Raw genomic sequence first — 18,702 nt, forward strand, 5'->3', positions numbered from 1 at the left:
TCAGTGCCGGTGGGACGCAGCGGCATGCCGGGTTTCCTGTTTGTGATCCTGGTCTGCATCGCGCCCACCCTGATCTATCGCGCCGCGCCGAACTGGATCATCGGCGCCGCCGTGGCGGGTCAAGTGACGGCGGTGGTCTGGTGGCTCGCCGCCAATCTGGCGGTTCGATACCGGGCGTTGCTGGCTGCACTGGCCCTGGGTGCGGTAACCGCGGTCGCGCTGACGCTGGAGTTATCGGCGCGTTCCGTCGGGCTCGCGCTGGGCGGTGTTTGCCATGCTGCCGCCTACGCCTGCCTGCTGACCTGGTTTGCAACGTCGTTGCGATCCGGTCGTGATCCCGTGGTGACAGGTCTGGCCCGCCGGATGCGCCGGACCATGCCCGATAAGGTCGTGCGTTATACACGCTGGGTCACCTTTGCCTGGTGCGTCTTCTTCGCGGCCCAGCTTGCCACGTCGGCGACGTTGCTGATCACGGCGCCGGTTTCGGTCTGGTCGCGTTTCGTCACCGTTTGGAACCTGCCGCTGGTGGTGGCGATGGGGCTGACAGAATATGCCTGCCGCTGGCTGCTGTTTCGACACGAGCCGCGCACCGGTCTGCTTGCTACGCTGATCGGCCTCCGCCAAATCGGCAATTTGCCCGGCGACGGCCGATGACCATGCTTGCGTTGCTGCAGGACGGCGATGGCGCGGTCGCCCGGCAGGGCGGACAAATCATTTCGCGGGGAAGGTTTCTCGCCGAAACGGCGGCGCTCGCCGACCATCTACCGGATCGGCCGTATGTGGTCAATTTCTGCACCGATCGTTATCGATTCGTTGTTGCCTGGACCGCCGCCATGCTGCGCGGCCAGGTCACCTTGCTGCCAAGCAGCCGGGATGCGGCGGCGGTGGCTGCCCTGCAGCCCGACTACGCGGCGCTTTATGTCCTGACCGACGATGCGGTCGCCGGCGACTGGGGCACCGGCCTGCAGCTCAGCTATCCGGCGCTGGATGCGGAAGCCAGCCTGGACGCCGCGCGCCGCATCCCGGCGTTCCCCGCCGAACAACTGGCCGCGGTGTTGTTCACCTCGGGGTCTACCGGGCGCCCGAACCCGAGTCCTCGGCTGTGGGGTCGCCTGGTCGCGGGCAGCCTCGCCGCTGGCAGGGCGCTTGGGGTCGAGCGTTTCCCCAACGCGGCGGTCATCGCGACGGTGCCGCACGCCCATAGTTATGGCTTGGAGTCGGCGGTCATGCTGCCTCTACAGCACGGACTTCTGCTGACCGCCGAACGCCCGTTCTTCCCGGCTGACATCGCCACGGCGTTGGACGGCGATCGCCAGCGCGGCATCCTGGTGACCACGCCGGTGCATCTGCGGACGCTGGTGGGTGACGCCTCGGGGCCGGGTTTTGGCGACCCGGACGTCGGAACGTCGCTCCGCGTCGGCTTCGTGCTCTCCGCCACGGCGCCGCTCTCGGCGGAGTTGGCCGCACAAGCCGAGGCGGCCTTCCGCGCGCCGGTGCTCGAAATCTATGGCTGCTCCGAGGCCGGCCAATTGGCCACCCGCCGCACGATCGACGGACCGATCTGGCGCTGCCTTGAAGGCTTCCGGCTGTTCAACGATGCGGCCGGCTGCTGGGCCGCCGGTCCGGTCGAACCCGACATGCTGCTCGCCGACCGGATCGAGCCGGTCGGACACGACGGCTTCATTCTCCAAGGCCGCATCGCGGATCTGGTCAACGTCGCCGGCAAGCGCAGTTCGCTCGGCTACCTGACGACCCAGTTGCTGGCCGTCGACGGAGTAAAAGACGGCGCATTCGTCATGCCCGACGATCCCGGGATCGGCGCAACGCCGCGGCTGGCCGCCGTCGCCCTGGCGCCGGGCCTGACCGCGGCCGCGATTCTGAGCAAGCTCCGAGATCGTATCGATGCCGCGTTCCTGCCGCGTCCGCTGCTCGTCGTCGACGGCTTGCCGCGCAACGACCTGGGCAAGCTGGCACGCGCGGACCTGTTGCGACTGATCGGGCTGCCCCCAGCCGAACCGACAGCCGCCGAATCCGGTTCGGAAAAATTGCCGGAACCGACAGTGTTGACCTTCTCTGCCGACCATCCGGTCGGTCCCGGGCATTTTCCCGGCAACCCGATCATTCCGGGCGCGGTGCTATTGGACGAACTCATCGCCGTTCTGTTCCCCGCTGGCTGGTCCGGCAAGGTCGAATCCGCCAAATTCCACCATCCGGTGCGCCCAGGCGATAGCGTGGCGGTGACCCAGCGAACCGCGGACGGCCTCACCCGTTTCGAGGCTCGCCTGGCCGGTAACCAGCAACTGGTTCTATCCGGTGTTCTGAGGACCCCATTTCCAACACAGTAAAACACCCGACCCGCGAGACCCACTGGAGCGACCGTCGCGAGATCGGCTCCATGGCGGTTCTGCGGATCGCGGTCTGGATCGCCCGCTGCCTTGGCCGCCCTCTGACCCGTACGCTGCTGGGACCGGTCTGCCTGGGCTTCTTCATCCTGCACGCCGAAGCGCGCGTCGCCTCCAATCGCTATCTGGCGCGCGTGCTCGGGCATAAGCCGCGAACGCGCGACGTGCTGCGGCATTTTTTCACCTTCGCCACCACGGTGCTGGACCGGGTCTTTCTGCTGAATGACGAGGCGAATCGGTTCGACATCGCCATCCATGGCGGTGAGATCGTCGCCGACATCTTGGCGCAGGGCGGCGGCTGCCTGTTGCTGGGCGCCCACCACGGCAGTTTCGAAGTGCTGCGCCTGGTCGGGCGCCAGCAGCCGGATTTGACCGTCAGCCTTGCCATGTATGAGGAAACCGGGCGCAAGATCGGCGCCGCGCTGAACGCGATCAACCCCCATCTCGCACCCAGCATCATCGGACTGGGCACGCCGGCGGCCATGATCGAGATCAGGGACTGCCTGGACCAAGGTGGCTTCGTCGGCATGCTGGCTGACCGGACATTGCAGACCGATTCGCCCATCAGGGTTTGGTTCCTTGGCGGCGAGGCCGCCTTTCCGACCGGTCCGGCTCGGCTGGCGGGGCTGCTGCGTCCGCCGGTCGTGCTGATGGTGGGCCTGTTCCTGGGCGGCAATCGCTACGAGATCCATTTCGAGCGCCTGGCTGCCGCCTCAGCCGCGAAGCCCGATCCGGCGCAAACCCGTGCACTGATCACCCGCTATGCCGCCAGGCTGGAACATTACTGCCGGATGGCTCCATACAACTGGTTCAACTTCTTCGATTTCTGGGCCTAGAGAGCATGATCCCGCTGGGCGGAACGTCCAAGGCGCCTGAATCATGCGACAAAACAAACAGCCAGGCCAGTTACAGCGTGCACAGTCAGGCTATGGCTGGCCCGGCATGAAGCCGCTCGCGGGCATCGTCCTGCTTGGGCTTCTGGCGGCACACCCGGTTCTGGCCGCCGGGTCCGGCTCCGAAATCCCGGTCACTCTGCAGCAGATCATGGCGCAACTGCGCTCCGTTCACCACGTCGACGCCCGCTACGTCGAACATCGCTATCTGCATGTGCTGAACAAGCCCATCGAAACCCGCGGCTCATTGCTTTTCGCCGCGCCGGCGCATCTGGAAAAGGTCACCGACGCAACCGCCGACGCCCCAGCGGAGCGGCTGACGATCGATCGGGACAGGCTGACGATCGACCGTGGCACCGCCACCTCGCCGATCGTCCTGTCGCTGCGCGAGCATCCTGAAATCGGCGTCCTGGTGGAAAGCATACGCGCCACGCTGTCCGGCGACGGCGAAGCGTTGCGGCGGATCTTCGACGTCACCGCTTCGGGCACCATCGGCCACTGGCAACTCGTGCTACAGCCGCGCGATCCGGCACAGCAGGCGGTTCTACAGTGGATGCGGGTCAGCGGCTACGCGGAACGCATCACCGCGATCGATACCGCCAACGGTGCAGGCGACCGCACCGACATGGCAATCGTCGAGCAAACGCCTTGAGGACAGATGCGAGGGTGGTTCGCCGAACCTCGATCGTGATCTGGATCGTATTGATCGCGGCGTCGGCTTTGCTTGTCTCGCGGCTGCACGTCGATACCGACATGACCGCGTTCCTGCCCAGGGCGGCGTCCCCGGCGCAACGGGTGCTGGTCGATCAGTTTCGCGACGGGGTCGTCTCCCGCCTGGTTCTGGTTGCGATCGAAGGCGTCACCGCCGACCGTTCCGCGGCGATCAGCAAGCGGCTGGCCGAACGGCTGCGCGGCAACGACGATTTCGTCGCGGTCGAGAACGGCGAAGACCGCGGCTTCCAGCGCGACCGTGCCTTCCTGTGGTCCAATCGGTATCTGTTGAGCGACCGCATCGACGCCGATCGCTTCACCACCGCCGGGTTGCGCACCGCTCTGCGGCACGACCTGGCCGAGCTTGCATCCTCGGCCAGTGTGCTGGTCGAGCACATGCTCCCGGCCGATCCGACTGGCGAGATGCTGCATATGATCGAACAGCAAACCGGTGGCGGCGAAGGCCCGGCCAGGCATGACGGCGTCTGGGTTTCCCCCGATGGCGGCCGCGCCTTGATGCTGGTCCGGCTACGCGCGGCTGGATCCGATATCGACGCTGCGCAACGCGCGCTCGCGGCGATCCGTTCGGCGTTCGCCGCCGCGACGAAAGATCCGCCGGACACCGCGGCCCGCTTGCTGTTGACCGGGCCGCCGGTGTTCGCGGTGCAGGCACGCGATCGGATCAAGTCGGATGCGACACGACTGTCCGTCGCGGCCGGACTGCTGGTGGCGACGGCGCTGCTGTTGGTCTACCGCTCGCTGCGAGTTCTGCTGCTGGCGTTCGTTCCGGTCGTCAGTGGAGCCTTGGTCGGCATCGCCGCGGTCGGCCTGGTGTTCCGGGCCGTGCATGGCATCACGCTGGGCTTTGGCGCGACACTGATCGGTGAGGCGGTCGATTACGCGGTCTACCTGTTCACCCAGACCGCGCCCGACAGTCCGGTCGAGGCGACGATGGCCCGGATCTGGCCGACGCTTCGCTTAGGCGTGCTGACCTCGATCTGCGGCTTCTCCGCCATGTTGCTGTCGAGCTTCGAGGGCTTTTCTCAGCTTGGGCTGTTTACCATCATTGGCCTCGCGGTCGCGGTATGCGTGACGCGGTGGGTGCTGCCGGTGCTGATCCCGGCTCGGTTCGCCGGCGTTCGACAGTCTCCGACGATGATGCGGATCGCCACTTTGGCGATGCGTGGGCGCCGGCTTCGGATCGGCGTTCTGGCGTTGGTTGGCGTTGCCGCGGTCTCTCTCGCGATGGACCGGGGTCGATTTTGGGCGGGCGATCTTGCCAGCCTGAGTCCGGTCCCACCGGCCGAGCTGCGCCTGGACCAGTCATTGCGCCACGACATGCGGGCGCCGGACGCGGGCTTTTTGATCGTGATCCGGCGCCCCGACCAGGAAGCCGCACTGCAGGCGGCCGAGCGCGTCGGGACGGCGCTTGCACCGCTGGTCGGCCCCCACCCGCTCGGCCGGCCCGCCCTGGCCGGGTTCGACAGCCCAACTCGTTACTTGCCCAGCTTGGCGACACAGCGGGCTCGACAAGCCGCTTTGCCCGATGCGGCGGAGCTGCGGAGCGCAATGGATGCCGCGCTGCAAGGCCTGCCGTTCCAGCCGGGGCTGTTCGCGCCCTTCATCGCCGCGCTGGACAAGGCGCGTTCCGCGCCGTTGATCACGCGCAGCGACCTCGACGGCACGTCCCTGTCGCTGAAGCTCGATCAGTTGCTGACGCGGCAGCGGGAAGGCTGGACCGCGATGCTATCGTTGCGCGGTGTCACCGCGCCCGAACTCATCGCCCGATCAATCGCGGCTGTGCCGGGGGCCACGCTGGTCGACCTGCACGCCGAATCGGATCGCCTGTTGGCGGCTTATCTGCGCGAAGGGGTCAGCCTGGCTTGCCTGGGGGCAGCAGCGATCGTCCTGCTGCTGGCAGCCAGTCTGCGGTCGTTGCCACGGCTGGCGGCGGTAACGGCTCCGCTGACCGCCGCGGTGCTGGTAACGCTCGCCGCGCTCAGGTGGGGCGGCCACGCGCTGTCGATCTTCAACCTGTTCGGTGTGCTGCTGGTGGTGGCGATCGGGTCGAACTATTGCCTGTTCTTCGACCGCCAGCGAGGCGATCCGGCCGGGATGCCGCGGGTGCTGGCGTCGCTGCTGCTGGCCAACGCCTGCACCGTCGCCGGCTTCGGGGTCCTGGCGCTGTCGCGCACGCCGGTGCTGCACGATCTTGGTTTGCCGGTGGCCATCGGCACATTCCTGACCCTAGTGTTCGCCACGATCATCATGTCACCCATGCAGCCTCCCTCGCCATCCGATGCCGCCGCGCACTGAGGTCGTCTCCTACACCGACGGTGATCGAGACCGGCTTCTGGTCATGGTGCCCGGCACTGGCATCCGGGGCGCCGACTTCCAGGCCAACGGCATGATCGCGGCGGTTGACCAGCCAAACCGGCCGCTGGCGATCGCCACCGTCGATCCCGGGCTGGACGCCTACTTGGATGGTTCGGTCACGTCTCGTTTGCTCGACGGCATCGAACAGGCGAGGCGCGCGGCCGGAGCCTCGCGGGTTTGGCTGAGTGGCATCAGTCTGGGCTGCCAGGGAATCCTGCGCTGCGTCCGGGCCCGTCCCGCTTTGGCCGAGGGGCTGATGCTGCTGACGCCGTATCTGGCGAGCACCGGGCTGATCGCCGAGGTCGTGCGGGCAGGTGGCCTGCGCCGCTGGGCCGCGACGAACCCGGGGCAACAGCCCGATGGGACGCTGCTGGCCTGGCTGGCGACGACGCCGTTCGGCAAGTTGCCACCGATCCTGTTAGGACATGCGCTCCAAGACCGGTTCGCCACGACGAGTGCCCTCATGGCGGACCTGTTGCCCGCCGACCGAGTTGTTAGCGTGGATGGGGCGCATGATTGGCAAACTTGGCAGCGTCTTTGGCGGCTGATGCTGCAGCGCAATCCGTTTCCGCCGCGGCCGGCGCAGGTGCGCTGATGCGACGCCGCTGCCTGATCCTGTTTAGCTTATTGCTCTGCGCCCTGGCAGGAAGCCTGACAGGGTGTGCCACGCTGCCGCTGCCCTCACCCGAACCGCCGCATGACGAGGCTTCCTATACCGCGCTCAAGCCCTTCTATCTCGAGTTCTGCGCGCTGTCGGAAATCCAAAAAAAACCAGGCTATGGAGCGGACATCAGAGGCGGCGTCGGCGGTCACTCGACAATTTACCTCAACGGGGTCTGCCTGAAGCGAGGCGGTTATCCGGAAATCGCCGTGTGCCCGGTCGATCCGGCAGCCCATGGCGTGGGTTTGAGCGTGAACGGGCATTTCTCCAACGCCAACTGGGTGGCGATCCCGGGACGCAATTTCTTCTACCACGGTGACCTGCGGCCGGGCCAGGCGCTGACCCGTCGGATCTACGACGCGACCAAGGCGCACGCGAAACGACTGGGCATCTACGATGCCATCCGCTTCCATAACCGCGTGTTCGAGGACATGCCGCCCGGCTATGCGCGCGACGCCTTCAAATATGAGATCTCGATCGGCACCGACTACGCCATTGGCTATGCCCGCGACCGATACTGCGCCCGGGTGCCGGTTTCGGCGGCGCAGATGGCGCATATCGTCGATTACCTGAACGGACTCAATCGGCCCTATCGCGAGGGCAAGGCGAAGTATGAATGGAGTGTGCTGAACGACAACTGCATCCATGTCGCCCATAACGCCTTGTCCGCGATCGGATTCTGGCCGCTATGGCCGACCAAACGATTATTTCTGATTGCGGCGTTTGACTTCCCGGTGCCAAAGAACGAATTCGTGAATATCATGCGTCGCGCCAACGACATGCCGCTCGATCATCTGCTCGCCGTCTGGGACGACGGCCCGGCCCGACGCGCGGTGCTGGCCGGCGAGGGGCTGCCGACACGGCCGGGCGCAATCGCCACGTTCGCGCCCGTCACACGCGACAATCAGGTCTACAACACCGATCTGCAACTTATCTTCTACGATGACCCGGTTTTCGGGCCTTACGAGGGTTGGTACCGCCGGATCGCCGCGCAGCCGCGCTATACCGACCTTGCCGCCGACCTGCGCCATTTCCGTTCGCTATACGGGCGCATCGAGGCCGATCGGCGACCGTTGAGCTGGTGGCTTTCACACCATCCTCGGCTGCGATCGGCCCCGGATTTTCCGGCATTTTACGCCCGCTACTATGCGGCGATCGAAACGTCGGCGGCCTCGATCGGGGCGGCGGGACCATTGCTGGTCACGACGGGGCATTAAGGCCGTGCGACCGCTTGCGATGACCGCCATGTGTATCGCCAGCAGCCTGGGGAACGGCCTGCAGGCAACCCTCGCGGCGCTGCGGCGCGGATCCAGCGGGTTGCTTCCCTGCCGGTTCGAGACCGTCGATCTGCCGACCTATCTCGGGGAGGTACCGGGGCTGGACCAGTTGCGCCTCGATCCGGCCTTGGCCCGCTTCGATTGCCGCAACAACCGCCTGGCTCGGCTGGCCCTCGCGCAGGACGGATTCGAGGCTGCGGTTGCGGCGGCGAAAGCTCGTTACGGTGCTGCCCGGATCGGCGTTTTCCTGGGTACCAGCACATCGGGAATGCTGCAAACCGAGCAGGCCTGGCGTCGGCGCGACGCAGACGGGCGACTGCCGGATGATTTCGATTACGCCGGGACGCAGAGCATTTTCTCCATTGCCGCCTTCGTCACCGCGACGCTTGACGTAAGCGGGCCGGCCCTGGTCGTGTCCTCGGCCTGTGCGTCCACCACCAAGGTGTTCGCAACCGCGGCGCGGATGATCGAGACCGGAATGTGCGACGCGGCGATCGTCGGGGGCGCCGACAGTCTGTGCCTGACGACGCTGTATGGCTTCAACGCACTGCAGTTGCTGGCCACCGGCCCGTGCCGGCCGTTCGACGCGGGGCGCGACGGTCTGTCGATCGGCGAGGCCGCAGGCTTCGCCCTGCTGGAGCGGGTGGACCAAGCGTCGCAGGCGGCGCATGGCGGCGGCGTACTGGTGTTGGGTGTGGGCGAGAGCAGCGATGCGCACCACATGTCGACGCCGCGGGCGGACGGGGCGGGCGCCATGCTGTCGATGTCGCGGGCGCTGATTGCCGCCGGCCTGGAGCCGCGGCAGATCGACGCGATCAACCTGCATGGCACGGCGACCCGGATTGGCGACGCGGCCGAGGATCAGGCCGTGGTGTCGCTGTTCGGCGAGGCCACGCCGTGCAGTTCCACGAAAGGCCACACCGGGCACACGCTGGGCGCATCCGGCATTGTCGAGGCGGTCATCGCCGCGCTGTCGATCCGCGAGAGCTTCACCCCGGGCAGCCCGCACACCACGGCGCGCGATCCGGATTTGCACTGTTGCTACGTGACCGTATCGCAGCCGGGTCGGATCGACCGCGTGCTGTCGAATTCGTTCGGTTTCGGGGGCAGCAATGCCAGCCTGATCCTGGGGCGCGCGGAATGAGCACGGGCGCGCTTCGGGTGGCGGTGGAAGCGGTCGCCCTATGCGGCCCAGGCCTCTCGGATTGGGCGTCGGGCCACGCGGTGCTGAGCGGCCATGAACCGCATTGCGCCGCACCGCTTGTTCTGCAGGCACCGGTACAACTTTCGGCCGCGGAACGGCGACGGGCGGTGCCCTCGGTCAAGCTGGCCCTGCAGGTCGGGGCGGCGGCGGTCGCGCAGTCCGGACGCGATGCCGGCCAGCTCGCGGCGGTGTTCGCCTCCTCCGGCGCCGACGGAGAAACCATAGCGGCCATTCTGGCGGCGCTGGAAACCGTCCAGCGCGAGGTGTCGCCGACGCGGTTTCATAATTCGGTGCACAACGCCCCGTCGGGCTATTGGGGCATCGCGGTTCAGTCACGCGAACCGGTCAGCAGCGTCAGTTGCCACGATGCGAGCTTCGCGGCGGGCCTGCTTGAAGCCGCGGTGCAGGCGGTGGCGGCCGAGCGGGCGATCCTGTTGGTTGCCTACGACCTGCCCTATCCCCCGCCGCTGGATCAGATGCGACACATCGACGCCGGGTTCGGGGTGGCGCTGGTGTTGCGGCCGGGACCCCAGGATGCTTCATCGCGGGCCGGGCTGGCGGAACTGCGCCTCTCGCTAACCGACGGTGGGGTTGCGAGCGGCTGCGCCGATCGTGGCCTGGAGGCGCTGCGTCGCGGCAACCCCACGGCGCGGGCGTTGCCGCTGTTGGTCATGCTGGCCAAGCGGTCGAGCGGCACTGTCCGGCTCGACCTGAGCCGCGGCGGCCTCGATGTGGAAGTGCGGCCGTGCTGATCGACAAGCCCGATATCGCTCGGCTGATCCCCCATGCCGGGTCCATGTGCCTGCTCGACGGCGTGCTGTCCTGGGACGCGACCCGAATCACCTGCGTGAGCACGACCCATTCATGGTTGGGTAATCCAATGCGCCGCGATGGAGGCATCGGGATCCTGTGCGGAGTGGAATACGCCGCCCAGGCGATGGCGCTGCACGCGGCTCTGGCCGGCGGCGCTGGCGCAATGCCGCGCCGCGGCTACCTGGCCAGCCTGCGATCGGTTTGCTGTCACACCGATCGCCTCGACACCGTCCCGGGTGGGCTCGACGTCGATGCCGAACGCTTGTTCGGCGAGGGTGACCGGGTGATCTACGGCTTCGGCGTCCGCCACGATGGCGGCTTGCTGTTGAGCGGGCAGGCGGCGGTTGTGCTTGAACAGAGCGTCGCTTGAAACGCGCCCTGGTGACCGGCGGCAGTGGCTCGCTGGGACGAGCGATCGTGCGCCGCCTGGCTAGCGTGGGACATCATGTCGTCATTCATGCGCACCAGGGGATCGACATCGGCCGGGCGCTGGCCGACGAGCTGACCCAGCTTGGCGCGTCCGCCGAGGCCGTTCAGTTCGATATCGTTGATCCCGTTGCAACCGAAGCGGCGTTGATCCGGCTGCTGGCGGACGGCCCGATCCAGATACTGGTCAACAATGCCGGCGTGCACGACGACGCGGTGATGCCCGGCATGGCGCGGCAGCAATGGTCGCGCGTGCTGGACGTTTCGCTGAACGGCTTCTTCAACGTCACCCAACCGCTGCTGCTGCCGATGATCCGCACGCGATGGGGTCGCATTGTTTCGCTATCCTCGGTATCGGCTATCGCGGGCAACCGGGGTCAGGTCAATTACGCCGCCGCCAAAGCCGGGCTGCACGGAGCCACGCGATCGCTCGCGCTGGAACTGGCGACCCGTGGCATCACCGTGAATGCCGTCGCCCCCGGCATCATCGCATCGCCAAGCACCGAGCAGGCGTTTCCGCGCGACGCGGTCGAGCGGCTGGTGCCGATGAAACGTGTCGGCCAGCCGGAGGAAGTGGCGGAGCTGGTCGCGTTCCTGGCCTCCGACGGCGCGGCATACATCTCCGGGCAGGTCATCTCGATCAACGGCGGCATGATCTGATGCGGGTCGGCGCCCCGGCCCCCAGGATCGATATCAGCCGGCGGCCACCGGCTGGATGGTCCGTGGCACTGCGTTGGCGATCCCGCTGAACCGGCGATGCAGGGTCTTCGCGTAATACAGGCCTTTGAACAAGGCCAGCCTGCGATGCACCGGCGACGCCCCGAAAACGTCCCCCGACAACATCGAAAGCATGGCTTCCCGCATACCCAGAATGTTTCGCGGGTTCATGAACAGGTCCCGCAGCACCGGCTGGTTCATGCGGTAGATGAACCATGAAAAGCGGTCGATCCCCTGCCGCACCTCGCCGTCAAACCGAGCCAGTGCGCTCGCGGCGCGGTGCGGGGACCTGAGCACCGTGGCGAGGGTGTCGGCGGCGCGGAAGGCGCTGTTCATCGCAAGATAGACGCCGGTCGAGAATACCGGGTCGATGAACGCATAAGCGTCGCCGACCAGCAGATAGTTGCGCCCGACCATGCTGCGCGCCTGGTAGGAGTAATTCCCGGTGGCGGTTGCCGGGCCTGTCATCGTGGCCCCCGAAAGCCGTTCGGCGAGCGCCGGAGCGGCGGCGATGGTGTCGCGAAAAAAGCTGGTGATGTCGGTCGTGCGCGACTTCAGGTAGTCCGGCGGACACACCGCGCCGACACTGGTCGTGCCATCGACGAGCGGGATGAACCAGATCCAGCCATGGTCGAACCAGAAGATGCTGATGTTGCCTTCGGCGCGACCCTGCTGGCGGCGGGCGCCGGTGAAATGCCCATAGATCGCCGCGCTGGCATGGCGCCTGTTGCGGTCCTTGAGGCCGAGCTTGTTAGCGACCAGCGTATCGCGGCCCGAGGCGTCGATCAGAAACCGCGCTCGCCAATGGCGTTGTTCGCCGATGGCCGATTCCGCGGTGACCAGGACGCCGGCGCCGGCAAGGTCGAGTTCGGCCACGCGCCAGCCCTCGATCACCGTCGCGCCCTTGGCGGCTGCGTTGTTGAGCAGGATGTGGTCGAGTTCCGAACGCCTGACCTGAAAGGAATACGGCAAGGTCTTGTTCCAGGCCTTGGCGAATTCGAAGCTGACGCTGCGGCCATGGGTCGGGGAGGTGAAATCCACGCCCCATTTCGGCATGCCGATGCGTTCGATTTCGGCGGCGATGCCGAGTTGCTGGAACAGTGGCAGGTTGAGCGGAAGCAGGCTTTCGCCGATATGGAACCGCGGATGATGGTCCTTTTCCAGCAGCACGACCTTGAAGCCGCGGTCGGCAAGCAGGCAGGCGGCAGTTGACCCGGCCGGGCCGCCGCCGACCACCAGGACCTCGCAGTCGCCGGTTGTCTGGGGCGGCGATGGCCCGGTGTATGGCCCGGTGTTCGGATGGGATGGCTGGCCGGCCACGTTGCCTCCGGTGCTGAAGGCTGAACATTAGCAGGATTGTGCGAAGCGTTGCGCTGGGGATTTTTCGCCAGCCGAGGCTTGAGGGCTGTTTCCGCGAAGCCCGCACGCAGGTTGCTGGGGACCAGCGCAACCACATTCCGGTGACCAAGTTGACCATGTCGTGCCAATCACGCGGAAAAGCTTTACTCACGGACCCAGTTGGATCATCGGCAATCCCGCCGACGCAGGGTGTTGCCTGATCCGCGGTCGTCGGATTCAACAACCGGGAAGCAGGGCGCCATGGCGATCACCGACAACACAGCCGGGAAACCCAAAGACCTCGAGACGCAGGTTGCTCGGCTGCGTGGCCAGGTCGACTCGCTTGCAGTCGACCGGGTCACGCCCGCCGTCAACAAATTCAGTGCGGATGTGGGACAGTTCTTTGCCGACACCAGTTCACTGCTGCGGAACAGGCTGGAAAGCCTGGCACGGCAGGTGGAGCAACGGCCGCTGACTTCGATGCTGGTCGCGGTGTGCCTTGGCGCGGTGATCGGCCGGGCGCGCGGCTGACCGGCCGCGGGCCCGATACGGCGATTGCGGCTGCCGGCGCGGCACGGCGATTGCGGCTGCGGACGCGGTTCGGCGCTTTTGGTTTGGTTGGTCTGCGAGTTCCGGTTCGACGCAGGTTGGTGACGCCGGACTGTAAAGTCATTTGGCGCAAATCGCGCGACTGGAGGCACCGCCTCCTGCCCCATCCGGGTCCGTTTACAGGGCAGGAATTCGGCAATGCCGGCAATCGCCGACCCGTCGAACGCTGCCACCGATAACGAAGTCTCCCGCTCAAGATTTTGACGTTGGGTAAGCGAGCGTGAAGGAGGTGAGTCCATGCGAAGCAGTTTGAATGTGACGGCATTCGAAGTGGCAAGCGAAATCTGCCACATGCCTACAAAGCAACTAGCATTCTTAAAATATTTACAGTTCCGAGACTTGCTCAAAGGGTGGCGATTTGTGCTCGCGTCTGACCGTGGGCCTCAAGCTGGTTTCGCCGTCAATAGGACGTTTGGTGCAGGCGCGATCGTAAAAAGCCCTTTCGTAGGCGAGCATGTTGTCGTTGTCGATGACCGTGTGGCCACCGCGACTTTAGCCTCTCAATCCGTTGTATTTCCGATGGACTTCTCAATTTCGCTGGATACTCAAGCGGTTAGTTGCATCGAACCATATTTGGGAAGAAGAACGAGCAGATTGCCAAAAGATTTCGAGGAGGTATTCTATTTTTTGTCGAAAAGGGAGACAAATTGCGACCCCATGCCCTATATGCTGGAGAACCTCAGCAATATCGAAAATCCCAATAACTACGAGGCCATCTATCAGAAGGCTAGGGGGTACGAGATCCTTAGAACGATAGACCTAGACTTGCTCCGCACCACGGGCCAAGCACTGAGCAGATTGAGTGATCACGATCTAAACAAGAAAGCCCAAGAGACTGTCGCGTCTATGCTGCAAATGGCACGCAATACGCAATTCTATGATATTTTGGAGCGCAACCAAACTATTTTTCTTGTGATACTATTGAAATGCGCGTGTATCCAATTCGACAGGTCAACGCGGACACTTCAGCAAAAAATTAGGCAACTTATGCATTTCATGGATCAAACGTTACAATCAATGTTCCTGGCCGAGGCGGTCTTGGGAGTGAGATACTTTACGAAAGGACAGAATCTCAAGTTTTTTGGGAAGATACAGTCGGGCCGTGACGATTTGCTCCGAACTCTGAACGGCATGGCTTGGGACCTCTATCATTTCAGACAAGTGACGCATATGCTGAGTAGAGACCTTGCTCAGGAAGTTCATTATTACTTTCCAGCGATGCTAACCTTCGACAAGGGATTTGCTGAAATTCTTGATGTTTATTCTCTTCGGGCGTGCGGAATTGGCCCACTGGCGCAGGACTTTGTAACGGCCCCAGCTTTCGACTTTTTCGAGGAACTCTGTGTTGGAATGGACGAGGTTGATCGTATTGAGGTGAGATCGCTGTTCTCGCCGGAAGCCGTTGCTAGACGCACTGAGGTCGCTCGAAGTGGGGGTGTTGATTTTCGGTCAATAGCGCGCACGCTGATAGCGGACCTTTCTTCGATTACTGGCCGCTCACTGGGGCAAAACTGAAAGAGGTTCGAGACGTTTGCGCTGGCCGCTCATGCGGGTGTTTTCGGAGCGATCCAGAAATTAAACTGGCCGAAAGGGGTTGGGTGACGCAGCGGCGTCAACTGCGTTGCCAAATCTTCGAGAAAATCCAACACTGGGAGTTTCGGCGTGACGGACGGATCGCGCTGACCATCCTGACCCCCCCCCGCCTTGACCCACCTCCCCCAAAACTCCAAAACCCGCCCCCCATGACCCCCGAAACCCGCACCGTAACCGAGGACGAAGCCAACATCCGCCTCGACCGCTGGTGCCGCCGCCACCACCCCGGCCTGCAACAAAGCCTGATTCAGAAATGGTGCCGCACCGGCCAAATCCGCGTCGACGGCACCAAAGCCGACACCGCCACCCGCCTCACCCCCGGCCAATCCATAAAAATCCCTCGGATGGAAGCCCAAGCCGAACCAAAACCACCCCCCCGCATCGACCCCCACGACGCCAAGGACCTGCGCCAGGCCGTCATCTACCAGGACGACCAAATCATCGCCCTCAACAAACCCTACGGCCTCCCAGTCCAAGGCGGCCCTGGCATCACCCGCCACCTCGACGCCATGCTCGACGCCCTCCGCCAAAACTCCGAACACCGCCCCCGCCTGGTCCACCGCCTCGACCGAGACACCACCGGCCTGCTGCTGCTCGCCCGCACCCCCGGCACCGCCGCCAAGCTCGCCGCTCTGTTCCGCGGCCGCGACATCGAAAAAACCTACTGGGCCGTCGTCGCCGGCCGCCCCGTCCCGCCCGAGGGCCGCATCGACCTGCCCCTCAAACGCGTCGGCGGCGCCCGCGGCGAACGCACCGCCCCGGCCGACCGCGACGACCCCAACGCCGCCCGAGCCATCACCGACTACCTCACCCTCGACCACGCCGCCCGCAAACTCGCCTGGCTCGAACTGAAACCCCAGACCGGGCGCACCCACCAACTCCGCGTCCACTGCGTCGCCATCCGCGCCCCCATCCTGGGCGACGAAAAATACGAACAACCCGACCAGAACATGGCCTTCGCCGCCCTGGTCGAGGGCCTGTCCAGCGACCTCCACCTCCACGCCAGACGCCTGACACTGCCCCACCCCGCCGGCGGCACCCTGACCTTGGAAGCCGAGCTGCCACCCCATATGAGGGCCACCTTCAAGACCCTGGGCTTCCACAGCCCCCCGGCCCAGCCACCCCGGAGACGATGACCATGCCCCGAGCACTCCGCATCACGCTGATCGCCGCCGCCGCGGTCATCGTCCTCGCGGTCGGCGCCGGAGCGGTGTTCATCAGCCGCTTCGACCCCAACAGCCTCAAGCCGCGCATCATCGAAGCGGTCAAGCGCGCCACCGGCCGAGACCTCGCCCTCAACGGCAAGATCGGCCTTAAATTCTCGCTGACCCCAACCATCCGCGTGGACAACGTCGCCTTCGCCAACCCGCCCGGCTTCTCCCGCCCGCAAATGGCCACCCTGCAGTCGATGGAACTCGAACTCGGCCTGCTGCCGCTGCTGTCGAAACGCATCGAGATCGAACGCCTGGTGCTGATCCACCCCGACATCCTGCTGGAAAAACCCCCGACCGGCCCACCCAACTGGCAACTGACCCCGGAAGTCTCGCCCACCGCGCCAGCCGGGTCCCAGCAGCCGGCGCCAACCGCCACCGGCAAGGCAACCACCGCCGTCAGCGTCAATTCAATCCGCATCCAGGACGGCACCCTGGCCTACCGCGACGACGCCAGCGGCAAGACCACCACCCTGCTGCTGCCCAAACTGCAGGCCACCTCCGCCTCGCCCGACTCCCCGCTGCACCTGGACGCCGACGCCAGCTACAACGCCACCCCGTTCACCCTCACCGCCGACACCGGCAGCCTGACCCGCCTGCAACTGCCCGCCGCCACCTCGCCCTGGCCGGTCAAGCTGATCCTAACCGCCGCCGGAGCAAAACTCACCGCCGACGGATCGATCACCCAGCCGCTGCAAGGCAAGGGCTACACCCTCAGCCTGAACGGCAGCGTGCCCGACGCCACCGCGTTGCAGCCCTTGCTGCAAGGCTTCTCACCCCCGCCGCTGCACGACGTGACCTTCGCCGCCAAGATCGCCGACTCGGGCGCCCCCATGCCCGACATCTCCTCCCTGACCCTGCATGTCGGCGCCTCCGACCTCGGCACGCAGATGCCCGGCCTGACGCTCGACAAACTGGATCTCGACGCCGCCCGCCTCGACCAGCCAATGAAACTCACCGCCACCGCCAAGCTCGGCACCCAGCCCGCGGCAATCAACGCCACCTTCGGCCCGCCCGCACTGCTGATGCCGGGCGCCAAGCCCGCCCCCTTCCCGGTCGATGTCAACCTCCAGGCCGCCGGAGCCACCGCCTCGGCCAAAGGCACACTCGCCGACGCCCGCGCAATGTCCGGCGTGAACCTCGCTCTGGCCGCGCAAATCCCCGACCTGTCGGCACTGTCGCCGCTCGCCCGCCGCCCGCTGCCCGCAATCAAGTCGATCGCCCTCCAAGCCGGCCTGACCGATGTCAAAGGCGGTCTCCGTCACGGCGCCGCGCTGCACGCCCTGACCCTGACCAGCGCCGACGGCGACATGGCCGGCGATGCCACGCTCGGTCTGGCCGCCCGCCCGGCGCTGACCGCCGTGCTCCGCTCGAACCGCATCGACCTGGACGCGATACAGCAGGCCATCGACCAGATGCCCGCCCCCACCCCGGCCAAACCGGCCGCCGGCACCCAGGCGCCCCCCGCCCCCGCGCACCGCGGCGGGAGACTGTTCTCCGACCAGCCGATCCCGTTCGACCTGCTGCGCGCCGCCGATGCCGACCTGAAACTGAACATCGCCGACCTGCGCAGTGGAGGCGCCGACTACAAGGCGATCGACACCCACGCCGTCCTGGCCAATGGGAAACTCCAGGTCAATCCGTTCGCCGCCGACCTGCCGGGCGGCCACCTCACCGGCAACCTCTCGGCCGATGCCACCCGGCCCGCGCCACCCGTCCATCTGGTGCTGCACGCCCCCGGCCTGGCGCTGAAAACCCTCCTCGCCGCCGCCCATCAGCCGTCCTACGCCAGCGGCAACGTCGAGCTCTACGCCGACCTCAGCGGCGCCGGCGCCAGCCCGCACGCCATCGCCGCCTCACTCGATGGCTCGCTCGGTCTCGCCATGGCCTCCGGCACCATCGACAACCGACTGCTCGGCAGCCTGCTGGGCAAGGTGATGGACTCGCTCAACGCGCTCAACCTGGTCGGCAAGGGCGGCACCAGCGCGCTCAGATGCTTCGCCGTTCGCATCGACGCCAAGAACGGCGTGGCCGCGATCAAGCCGTTGGCACTGAGCTCCTCGCTGCTGACCATGTCCGGCATCGGAACCGTCAACCTCGGCGCCGAAACTCTGGCTATGGCGCTGCGCCCCCAGGCGAGGGTCGGCGGCACCGGCGTGGTGATTCCGATCGCCGTATCCGGCCCGATCCGTGATCCCTCGGTCAAGGTCAACGATCTCGGCGCCGCCGAGGCCAACGCCGGCACCGTCGCCGGCGTCGTACTCGGAAATGCCACCCCCCTGGGCGTCGTCGGCGGTCTGCTCGGCGCCGACAAGCTGCTGGGTAGCGGCACCTCCGATATGTGCCCGGCGGCGTTGGCGGCAGCGCGCGGCCAGGCCGCGCTGCCACCGGCCGCCGCCGCCAAGAACTCCCAACCCAACGCCCTGCCCAATCCGGGCGCGTTGCTGAAAAACCTGTTTCGATGAAAGCCC

At 65.9% G+C, this 18,702-nt stretch carries 16 protein-coding genes; 15 read left to right on the forward strand and 1 reads right to left on the reverse strand.

Annotated elements, in window-relative coordinates; translation table 11 throughout:
- The first annotated feature begins 24 nt into the window (after positions 1–24).
- From ACQY4Y_RS09785 to fabG, 11 genes are all read left to right on the forward strand, one after another.
- The gene (locus ACQY4Y_RS09785; RefSeq protein WP_428490353.1) at positions 25–654 is read left to right on the forward strand and encodes a hypothetical protein; all 630 of its coding nucleotides are present in this window, start codon (positions 25–27) and stop codon (positions 652–654) included.
- Positions 651–2,345, forward strand: a complete 1,695-nt coding sequence (locus ACQY4Y_RS09790; RefSeq protein ID WP_428490354.1) for an AMP-binding protein — start codon at positions 651–653, stop codon at positions 2,343–2,345. Before ACQY4Y_RS09785 ends, ACQY4Y_RS09790 begins: the two co-directional genes overlap by 4 nt.
- 50 nt (positions 2,346–2,395) lie before the next feature.
- A complete protein-coding gene (locus ACQY4Y_RS09795) occupies positions 2,396–3,238 on the forward strand; it encodes a hypothetical protein (protein WP_428490355.1) in 843 nt (280 codons plus the stop codon).
- A 106-nt stretch (positions 3,239–3,344) separates the two neighbouring features.
- Entirely contained in the window at positions 3,345–3,947 is a 603-nt protein-coding gene (locus ACQY4Y_RS09800; protein WP_428490356.1) for a LolA-related protein, read from the forward strand.
- A 14-nt stretch (positions 3,948–3,961) separates the two neighbouring features.
- Positions 3,962–6,322, forward strand: a complete 2,361-nt coding sequence (locus ACQY4Y_RS09805) for an MMPL family transporter (protein WP_428490357.1) — start codon at positions 3,962–3,964, stop codon at positions 6,320–6,322.
- The gene (locus tag ACQY4Y_RS09810) at positions 6,306–6,977 is read left to right on the forward strand and encodes a hypothetical protein (protein ID WP_428490358.1); all 672 of its coding nucleotides are present in this window, start codon (positions 6,306–6,308) and stop codon (positions 6,975–6,977) included. Before ACQY4Y_RS09805 ends, ACQY4Y_RS09810 begins: the two co-directional genes overlap by 17 nt.
- Positions 6,977–8,260 carry a hypothetical protein gene (locus ACQY4Y_RS09815; RefSeq protein ID WP_428490359.1) on the forward strand — a complete coding sequence of 428 codons (1,284 nt, stop codon included), beginning with the start codon at positions 6,977–6,979 and terminating at the stop codon, positions 8,258–8,260. The genes ACQY4Y_RS09810 and ACQY4Y_RS09815 overlap by 1 nt, the downstream gene beginning before the upstream one ends.
- A 19-nt stretch (positions 8,261–8,279) precedes the next feature.
- Positions 8,280–9,464, forward strand: coding sequence for a beta-ketoacyl-ACP synthase (locus tag ACQY4Y_RS09820; protein WP_428490360.1), 1,185 nt, complete (start codon positions 8,280–8,282; stop codon positions 9,462–9,464).
- A complete protein-coding gene (locus ACQY4Y_RS09825) occupies positions 9,461–10,276 on the forward strand; it encodes a beta-ketoacyl synthase chain length factor (RefSeq protein WP_428490361.1) in 816 nt (271 codons plus the stop codon). Before ACQY4Y_RS09820 ends, ACQY4Y_RS09825 begins: the two co-directional genes overlap by 4 nt.
- Complete coding sequence (locus ACQY4Y_RS09830; protein ID WP_428490362.1) at positions 10,270–10,707, forward strand: hypothetical protein; 438 nt, start codon at positions 10,270–10,272, stop codon at positions 10,705–10,707. The genes ACQY4Y_RS09825 and ACQY4Y_RS09830 overlap by 7 nt, the downstream gene beginning before the upstream one ends.
- Positions 10,704–11,423 carry a 3-oxoacyl-ACP reductase FabG gene (gene fabG, locus ACQY4Y_RS09835; protein ID WP_428490363.1) on the forward strand — a complete coding sequence of 240 codons (720 nt, stop codon included), beginning with the start codon at positions 10,704–10,706 and terminating at the stop codon, positions 11,421–11,423. Before ACQY4Y_RS09830 ends, fabG begins: the two co-directional genes overlap by 4 nt.
- A gap of 33 nt (positions 11,424–11,456) precedes the next feature.
- Here fabG and ACQY4Y_RS09840 read toward each other — a convergent pair whose 3' ends face one another.
- The gene (locus ACQY4Y_RS09840) at positions 11,457–12,800 is read right to left on the reverse strand and encodes an NAD(P)/FAD-dependent oxidoreductase (protein ID WP_428490364.1); all 1,344 of its coding nucleotides are present in this window, start codon (positions 12,798–12,800) and stop codon (positions 11,457–11,459) included.
- 279 nt (positions 12,801–13,079) lie between these two features.
- Between ACQY4Y_RS09840 and ACQY4Y_RS09845 the strand changes: the two genes are divergently transcribed.
- From ACQY4Y_RS09845 to ACQY4Y_RS09860, 4 genes are all read left to right on the forward strand, one after another.
- Complete coding sequence (locus tag ACQY4Y_RS09845) at positions 13,080–13,349, forward strand: hypothetical protein (protein WP_428490365.1); 270 nt, start codon at positions 13,080–13,082, stop codon at positions 13,347–13,349.
- Positions 13,350–13,664: 315 nt separating this feature from the next.
- Entirely contained in the window at positions 13,665–14,942 is a 1,278-nt protein-coding gene (locus tag ACQY4Y_RS09850) for a hypothetical protein (protein ID WP_428490366.1), read from the forward strand.
- A gap of 227 nt (positions 14,943–15,169) precedes the next feature.
- Positions 15,170–16,156 carry an RluA family pseudouridine synthase gene (locus ACQY4Y_RS09855; RefSeq protein WP_428490367.1) on the forward strand — a complete coding sequence of 329 codons (987 nt, stop codon included), beginning with the start codon at positions 15,170–15,172 and terminating at the stop codon, positions 16,154–16,156.
- A 2-nt stretch (positions 16,157–16,158) separates the two neighbouring features.
- Positions 16,159–18,696 (forward strand): AsmA family protein, encoded by a 2,538-nt coding sequence (locus ACQY4Y_RS09860; RefSeq protein WP_428490368.1) that lies wholly within the window; start codon positions 16,159–16,161, stop codon positions 18,694–18,696.
- Positions 18,697–18,702: the final 6 nt, after the last annotated feature.

Source organism: Rhodopila sp. (assembly GCF_965277165.1).
GTDB lineage: Bacteria > Pseudomonadota > Alphaproteobacteria > Acetobacterales > Acetobacteraceae > Rhodopila.

Coding starts and splice junctions, on each gene's coding strand:
- ACQY4Y_RS09785 (WP_428490353.1), top strand. CDS start 25: ATGCCGGGTTTCCTGTTTGTGATCCTGGTCTGCATCGCGCCCACCCTG.
- ACQY4Y_RS09790 (WP_428490354.1), top strand. CDS start 651: ATGACCATGCTTGCGTTGCTGCAGGACGGCGATGGCGCGGTCGCCCGG.
- ACQY4Y_RS09795 (WP_428490355.1), top strand. CDS start 2,396: ATGGCGGTTCTGCGGATCGCGGTCTGGATCGCCCGCTGCCTTGGCCGC.
- ACQY4Y_RS09800 (WP_428490356.1), top strand. CDS start 3,345: ATGAAGCCGCTCGCGGGCATCGTCCTGCTTGGGCTTCTGGCGGCACAC.
- ACQY4Y_RS09810 (WP_428490358.1), top strand. CDS start 6,306: ATGCCGCCGCGCACTGAGGTCGTCTCCTACACCGACGGTGATCGAGAC.
- ACQY4Y_RS09815 (WP_428490359.1), top strand. CDS start 6,977: ATGCGACGCCGCTGCCTGATCCTGTTTAGCTTATTGCTCTGCGCCCTG.
- ACQY4Y_RS09820 (WP_428490360.1), top strand. CDS start 8,280: ATGACCGCCATGTGTATCGCCAGCAGCCTGGGGAACGGCCTGCAGGCA.
- ACQY4Y_RS09825 (WP_428490361.1), top strand. CDS start 9,461: ATGAGCACGGGCGCGCTTCGGGTGGCGGTGGAAGCGGTCGCCCTATGC.
- ACQY4Y_RS09845 (WP_428490365.1), top strand. CDS start 13,080: ATGGCGATCACCGACAACACAGCCGGGAAACCCAAAGACCTCGAGACG.
- ACQY4Y_RS09850 (WP_428490366.1), top strand. CDS start 13,665: ATGCGAAGCAGTTTGAATGTGACGGCATTCGAAGTGGCAAGCGAAATC.
- ACQY4Y_RS09855 (WP_428490367.1), top strand. CDS start 15,170: ATGACCCCCGAAACCCGCACCGTAACCGAGGACGAAGCCAACATCCGC.
- ACQY4Y_RS09860 (WP_428490368.1), top strand. CDS start 16,159: ATGCCCCGAGCACTCCGCATCACGCTGATCGCCGCCGCCGCGGTCATC.